The following is a 2,280-nucleotide window of genomic DNA, read 5'->3' as shown; positions in this document are numbered from 1 at the left end:
CGAAGATCTGGGCAATATTCGCCCGATCTTAGATCGATTGCATCAGCAAGGATTTAGTGTTTTAGCCTATGATTATCGCGGTTATGGGACGAGTAATGGTGTGCCTAGTGAAAGTAATGCTTATCAAGATGCTGATGTTGTCTATACATACCTAACCAAGCAACTTAAAATTCCTGCCGATCGCACGATCGTCTATGGGCAATCTGTTGGCAGTGGCTCGGCAACCGAACTCGCAACTCGATATCCTGTTGCCGGTTTAATTTTGGAGAGTGCTTTTACATCAGCTTTTCGAGTAGTCGTCCCTTTTCCCATACTACCTTTTGATAAATTTACCAATCTCGATAAAATCAAGCGGATTCATTGTCCTGTGTTGGTGATGCACGGACAAGCCGACAACACAATTCCCATCCACCACGGACGATCGCTCTATGAAGCCGCACCAAATCCAAAAATGTCGCTATGGGTTGCAGATGCCGGACATAACGATCTTGCTGACATAGCAGGCGATCGCTACGATCGAGTACTGTTATCTTTTCGGCAACTCATCAAGACACACGATCGATAGTTCCAGCTAGTTTAGGTTAATTCGATCGCATCATTTAATAGTTAAAAGAGCGAACGATGTAGGCGATTGGTAAGGACGATCGATTAACTTCAAATAACTGTCGCACCTCGATCGATTAGATAGCATCTTTGAGGACTTGGGCGAGCAAATGACGTTGGCGATCTCATAGAATAGAAAAGACACTGCATGTTTTTTCTGACTTATGTCTGTAAGCACGGAAGCCCTCAAACACGATCTAGATGGACTTACTCCCAACCAACTCCAACAAGTGGCTGATTTTGTGGCCTTCTTGAAGTTTCGCAGTCAGCGTCATCATCGAGTTATTCCCGATCCAAACCAACTGGCTGCGTTGTTTGCAGAGTTTGCGGAAGAAGATCGCGATCTTGCAGAGGCAGGTATGGGTGACTATGCAGCGATGCTTCATCAGGAAGACTAATCGTGACGAATTCGCTCAACCGAGGTGAGATCTGGTTAGCCGATCTCAATCCAACCCAAGGCTCCGAACAAGCAGGCGTTCGCCCCGTCATCATTTTCCAAAATGATATTGTTTCACAGTTCTCGACTACTACCATTGCTATCCCCCTGACGACCAATCAACGTCGCGCTGCTCTGCCGATCTGTTTATCGATCGAACAAGGTAATGGTGGACTTACCCAAGATTCTGTTGCTCTGTGTTTTCAGATTAGAGTACTGGATAAAAATCGGTTGATTCGTCTATTGGGGCAACTGAGTCCCGAAATAATTGCCCAATTGGAAGAAGTGGTTTTGCTCACATTGGGATACGAGTCATAAAAATGGAAATGACAGCAATACTTTTACCCTTTCACGATCGAACTAAGTTGGCAATTAATCATGACGATCGATTAATTCCAAACAACTACCGCACCTCGATCGAGATATTTAGCAAGGGTAAACATGAGATGATACTTGCTCTTCATTAGCACTATTTAGCGCATAAATATATCAACGTAGTCAGTAACCGGATCGCAAGGATTTAGAATTTGTTGCAATCGCCAATATTTCCGATTTTCAGTGATTTTAAAGACCATTTCGCCATCGCGTTTGCAGGTTTCGCCTTTGTTGATATGGCTGACTCGCGTGACGATCTTACCTTGGAAGGTAAATTGTTTATCTTCGATATTTAGAATCCTGCCATCGATCTGGAGATAGTCATCGCCTTTGGTTTGTTGGCCTCTAATCGACATAATGCCTTGTCGATCGATTACTTTAACATTGCCAAATTCAGACCAATTTTCCGACCCAATCCATTGCAGGTTTAGCTTATGTCTGCCGACTAATTTTCTGGCAGCAGCAGGACTACTTACGAGTGTTATTTCTTGAGGTTCTGGCTGTGCCAATAGTATACTCGGCCAGAGAGCTAGAGCTAAACCGATCGAGATGACCTGAATTTTTTTCACGATCTGTTGATGGATAATTTAGATGAAGCAGGAATTAGGATACATGAAAAGACGGTAGAGTCGTGAATGAGGTTCCAGATCGATATCAGGCGATCTTGGATTAGATTGCATTGCATTGTTAGTTTGTATTTTCTTCTTCTGGTTCTTCCCCAATTGCTGGTTGTGAAGAGTGTCTAATGTGAAGAATCCGAACATTAGATACCGCGTCTGTCTCTAGAATAGTGAAAATAATTCGATATGCATCACGTCCTTTACCATAGATAAGCTGGCGAATCTCTTGGCTAAAATACTCATTCT

4 protein-coding genes are annotated in these 2,280 nt (G+C 43.3%); 3 read left to right on the top strand and 1 reads right to left on the bottom strand.

All coding sequences use genetic code 11. From position 1 onward, the window contains the following. From RMO84_RS15350 to RMO84_RS15340, 3 genes are all read left to right on the top strand, one after another. Window positions 1-565: alpha/beta hydrolase (locus RMO84_RS15350; RefSeq protein ID WP_310489314.1), on the top strand; the 565-nt coding region annotated here is incomplete at its 5' end. 202 nt (window positions 566-767) lie between these two features. After that, window positions 768-1,001 carry a hypothetical protein gene (locus RMO84_RS15345; RefSeq protein WP_310489313.1) on the top strand — a complete coding sequence of 78 codons (234 nt, stop codon included), beginning with the start codon at window positions 768-770 and terminating at the stop codon, window positions 999-1,001. Continuing rightward, window positions 1,001-1,357, top strand: coding sequence for a type II toxin-antitoxin system PemK/MazF family toxin (locus RMO84_RS15340; RefSeq protein ID WP_396135870.1), 357 nt, complete (start codon window positions 1,001-1,003; stop codon window positions 1,355-1,357). Before RMO84_RS15345 ends, RMO84_RS15340 begins: the two co-directional genes overlap by 1 nt. Before the next feature lie 155 nt (window positions 1,358-1,512). On the opposite strand, the gene RMO84_RS15335 is transcribed toward RMO84_RS15340, so the two are convergent. Then, window positions 1,513-1,983, bottom strand: coding sequence for a hypothetical protein (locus RMO84_RS15335; RefSeq protein WP_310489311.1), 471 nt, complete (start codon window positions 1,981-1,983; stop codon window positions 1,513-1,515). Window positions 1,984-2,280: the final 297 nt, after the last annotated feature.

Source organism: Chamaesiphon sp. VAR_69_metabat_338 (assembly GCF_031423935.1).
GTDB lineage: Bacteria > Cyanobacteriota > Cyanobacteriia > Cyanobacteriales > Chamaesiphonaceae > Chamaesiphon.
This window is presented reverse-complemented; position numbering and strand designations above follow the sequence as displayed.